The sequence below is a fragment of the Roseateles sp. P5_E11 genome (assembly GCF_054049355.1).
The window spans coordinates 1-3,714 of record NZ_JBFUMO010000565.1; the positions used below are offsets into that span (position 1 = coordinate 1).

4 protein-coding genes are annotated in these 3,714 nt (G+C 67.4%); 2 read left to right on the forward strand and 2 right to left on the reverse strand.

The features are described 5' to 3' along the window. Positions 1–144 precede the first annotated feature (144 nt). Positions 145–702, reverse strand: a complete 558-nt coding sequence (locus ACXJKR_RS27005; RefSeq protein WP_457325437.1) for a 2'-5' RNA ligase family protein — start codon at positions 700–702, stop codon at positions 145–147. Positions 703–767: 65 nt separating this feature from the next. Continuing rightward, complete coding sequence (locus ACXJKR_RS27010; RefSeq protein WP_056194603.1) at positions 768–1,775, reverse strand: LysR family transcriptional regulator; 1,008 nt, start codon at positions 1,773–1,775, stop codon at positions 768–770. A 100-nt stretch (positions 1,776–1,875) separates the two neighbouring features. On the opposite strand from ACXJKR_RS27010, the gene ACXJKR_RS27015 reads away from it, so the two are divergent. Further along, a complete protein-coding gene (locus ACXJKR_RS27015) occupies positions 1,876–2,901 on the forward strand; it encodes an alpha/beta hydrolase family protein (protein ID WP_457325438.1) in 1,026 nt (341 codons plus the stop codon). A 42-nt stretch (positions 2,902–2,943) separates the two neighbouring features. Next, the gene (locus ACXJKR_RS27020) at positions 2,944–3,597 is read left to right on the forward strand and encodes a DsbA family protein (RefSeq protein ID WP_457325439.1); all 654 of its coding nucleotides are present in this window, start codon (positions 2,944–2,946) and stop codon (positions 3,595–3,597) included. Positions 3,598–3,714 lie beyond the last annotated feature (117 nt).

The following is a 3,714-nucleotide window of genomic DNA, read 5'->3' on the forward strand; positions in this document are numbered from 1 at the left end:
GATCTGAATATTCAGCCGGATTCAAGAGTGCGCGGCAAACGAATCGGGCGGTGATGAGCAATGCCGCCTGCCGACATGGGCAGATTTCGGATGCCCGTTGGGTGCTGTTGCCGTATTGAATTGGTGGCGCCAATTCAGGCCCACTCAAAACAAATCAATTTGCGGAGCCAGGGGCGCCGCAGGCAGTTCCCAACTCGCGACTTCGCTGTAGCGGTAGCCCGCCCCGTCACCCTCGCTGCGGACAAGCAGCACGCGATCGATGGTCCAGTCGATGGGTTCTATCGCGATGGGCGCATCGGCGATTGCGGCGAGATAGCTGAGGGTGATGTGCGGCGCGTCTTGCGCCGACGCGCTGAGCCCTTGCTTTGCGAGCGCGGCGTTGATGGCACGTAGCAGATCGACGAATCCGGCCGGCATCCCTCTCGGCTTCAATGCGGAATAGCCTTCGTTGCTGACAATCCAGCTGAGCGTCATGGTGACAGCGTGCGCCGCGATCAAGCCACCCGCCCGCAGCAGGAGTTGCTCCACCTCCGGCATCTCGTCCGGCCAATAGCGACCCGACAGTGACTGATGCCAGTTGGCGCGCGCAACCAGCAAGGTGCGCAACCGCTGGTCCAAATGGAGTCCCTGAATTGCCGTTTCGATGCAGTCTCCTGCGTCAGCCGATGGGCAGGCCATGAACAGGTAGCGCGGCCGGCTCATCGGGTCCCCCGCCTCTCATCAAGACGATTTGTAATCGGTGGCGTCCGCTCAGTCACCTTAGTCCCTCACGCGCGACCGCCGCCCAGCGACTGCCGCACGAAGCGAACCAACGCACGTGCGGTTTCCGAGCCGCTAGGCAGCGGCAGGGTCAACGCTTGCACAGTGTCAATACCGGCCAGCATGCGCCATCCGGGCAGCACGTCGACCAGCGCAGCTGCCGTCAACGAGCCCAAGCTCGGCGTCCCGGCCGCAGCGTCGTCCTCATCCTGCAGCGCCCGCAGCGGCTCCACGCAGAAATCCGGTGCGATGACCAATCCGGCGCCGTGGCGCGCCAGAGCAACAAGCCCGTCCAGGTCGCTGCCCCAGGCCACCGCCTGTAGCGACACGCTCTGCCGTCGTCCATCGTCGTGCTGCCACTCGGTGACGACGGGCTCCTCTCCCTGGCCCAGCAGCAGCAGGGGTGCGTTGGCGAGATCCTGGGGCTCTTGCGCAGATGTGTGTCGGCCGCGACCGTAGACGCGGACCACAAACGGCAGCACCGGCTGGGCGACCCATTGCTCGGGTGGCTTGCTGGTGACGCGGAACGCGATGTCCAGCCCTTCGCGCATCAAGTCCACGCGGCGATCCGTGAAGAAGAGTTCGTAGCGCACGGCCGGGTGCAGCAGTTGGAAGCGCGCGAGCAAAGGCGCGAGCACATGCCGGCCAAAACCGGCGGTGGCGCTGATGCGGATCGTGCCGTCAAGCTGGTCACGCGCGTGCCGCAGGGCCAGGCGGGCGCTCTCTGCCGCATCACGAACGGCGCGGGCACGGGCGTGGAGGCGCCGGCCGGCCTCCGTCAGGCCCAGGCTGCGCGTGCTGCGAGCGAACAACGCCAGGCCGACTGCGTTCTCGATAGCCGCAATGCGGCGGCTGATCGCCGCGCGTGTCAGCCCGAGGTCCCGCGCCGCCTGGGCAAAGCTGCCGGCCTGGGCAATGCGTGCGAAAAGCTCCAGCGCATTCGCGTCCAAAGCCTCTTCGGCAGCGGTCTGGCGGCGTCGGCCGACGCCAGGCGGGACGGGGTTCTTTGTCGACATTTTGTTGACGATCTGGGGCTTGTAGACGATCTACTGCTTGAAAAGTTGCCAATCTAGACTGCCTCCACCGCCGCCACAAGCGCGCTGACCCGAGGTTCCGATGAACAGCCTTCCCTTGACCCCTGCCGATGCGCTGCCGCTGCCCATTCCGGCGACAAGTGCACTGGACCTGGACGACACCCACGCCCGCGACCTGCAGGTGCGTGTCGGTCCGACGCCGCTGCGTTGCAGCGATGGCCGCCTGCTTGCGGCGCAGTGGTTTGAGCCCCCGCATGCCGTCGGCGTGCGCGCGGTGGCCGTGATAGGGGCCGCAACGGCGGTGCCGGCCAGCTATTACCGCCACTTCGCGGAGTGGTTGGCCAGGCGCGGCTATGCCGTGTTGAGCTTCGACTATCGAGGCATCGCTGCCTCGCGCGAGGCCCTGCAGCCCGGCGAGGACGTGCGCCTGCGGGATTGGGCTCGGGTGGACATGGGCGCAGCCTTGCACGCGGCAGACAAGCGTCGGCGCGAGGAGGCTGCGGCCCAGCGCCGCGAACTCGGCCTGCTGTGGGTCGGGCATTCGCTGGGCGGCAACTCGGTCGGCCTCGTGCCCGGCTTCGAGGACAAGGTGGATGCGCTGCTTGGCGTTGCGGCCCAGGTGGCCTACCTGGGGCATTGGTCGGGCTTCGCGCGCCTGCAGGCCTGGCTGTTCTTCCATCTGATGCTGCCGGTCGCAGTGAGGCTGTTCGGCCATGCGCCCGGCCGCATGCTCGGCCCGCGCGCCGAGAAGCTGCCTGCTGCCGCGGCGCTCGAATGGGCCGCGTGGGGGCGAAAGCCCGGCTTCCTGTTCGGCGACGAAAGCCTGGCGCGCGAGCGGAGCTACCACCGGTTTACCGGCCCGGCGCATCTGTGGAGCGTCACCGACGACCATCTTTTCGGTCCGGCCGCCGCCGTCGACGCGCTGGCCGGCCATTTCAGCGCCGCGCGCGTGCAGCGCCATGCCGTCGCTCCGGCCGATCTGGGCGTCAGCAAGATCGAGCATTTCGGCCCCTTCCGACGTGACCTGGGTGCCAAGCTTTGGCCGCGCCTGCTCGAGCCCATCGAAGCCGCGACACCTCGGCTTGCAGCACGCTTGCACTCGGCGTAAGCACCGCTGCGGTGCACGCTTGGGCGCGGCTAAGGTCGCGTCATGATTGACGACCGCTTTCTTGCCGACAACACCGCCGTGCTGCGCGCGCCGGTGCGGTTCTATTTCGACTTCTCCTCGCCCTATTCCTACATCGCCGCGGAGTGGGTCGAGGCCGTCGCCGCCCGGCATGGCCGGCGCGTGCAATGGCATGCCATCCTGCTCGGCGTGACCTTCCAGGCTGCAGAGCTGAGATCGCCCGTGGCTCACCCGATCAAGCGCGACTACACGCTGCGCGACTTCGAGCGCTCGGCCCATTTCGCCGGACTGCCCTACCGTCAGCCCGATGCCTTTCCGATCGCGACGCAGAACGCGGCGCGCGTGTTCTGGTGGCTGAGTGATCAGGACCCGGCCCGCGCCGTCGCCTGGGCGCACGCCGGGCTGCGCGCCTATTTCACGCGCGGTGTCTTGCTCGGTGATGTTGAGGCACTGAAGGGGCTGCTGGCCGATTCCGGCATTGATGCCGACGCGGCCGAGGCCGCCTGGAGCGACCCGGTCTGGAAGAACCGCCTCAAAGCCGAGAACGACGCCGCCATTGCCGCTGGCGTGTTTGGCGCGCCTCATTTCATCGTCGACGGCGAGCCCTTCTGGGGCAACGACCGCCAGGCCCAGATCGAGCGCTGGCTAGCGAGTGGCCCGTTCAAGGGACTGGCCTGAGGATGTTCACGCTCGCGTCATGACATACGGGCAGCATGCCCGCCATGCCGACGACGCAAGACTCCGCTGCCGCCGACACGCCCACGCWGTCGGTGCGAACCGTCTGGATCTCTGACC

Coding starts and splice junctions, on each gene's coding strand:
- ACXJKR_RS27005 (WP_457325437.1), bottom strand. CDS start 702: ATGAGCCGGCCGCGCTACCTGTTCATGGCCTGCCCATCGGCTGACGCA.
- ACXJKR_RS27010 (WP_056194603.1), bottom strand. CDS start 1,775: ATGTCGACAAAGAACCCCGTCCCGCCTGGCGTCGGCCGACGCCGCCAG.
- ACXJKR_RS27015 (WP_457325438.1), top strand. CDS start 1,876: ATGAACAGCCTTCCCTTGACCCCTGCCGATGCGCTGCCGCTGCCCATT.
- ACXJKR_RS27020 (WP_457325439.1), top strand. CDS start 2,944: ATGATTGACGACCGCTTTCTTGCCGACAACACCGCCGTGCTGCGCGCG.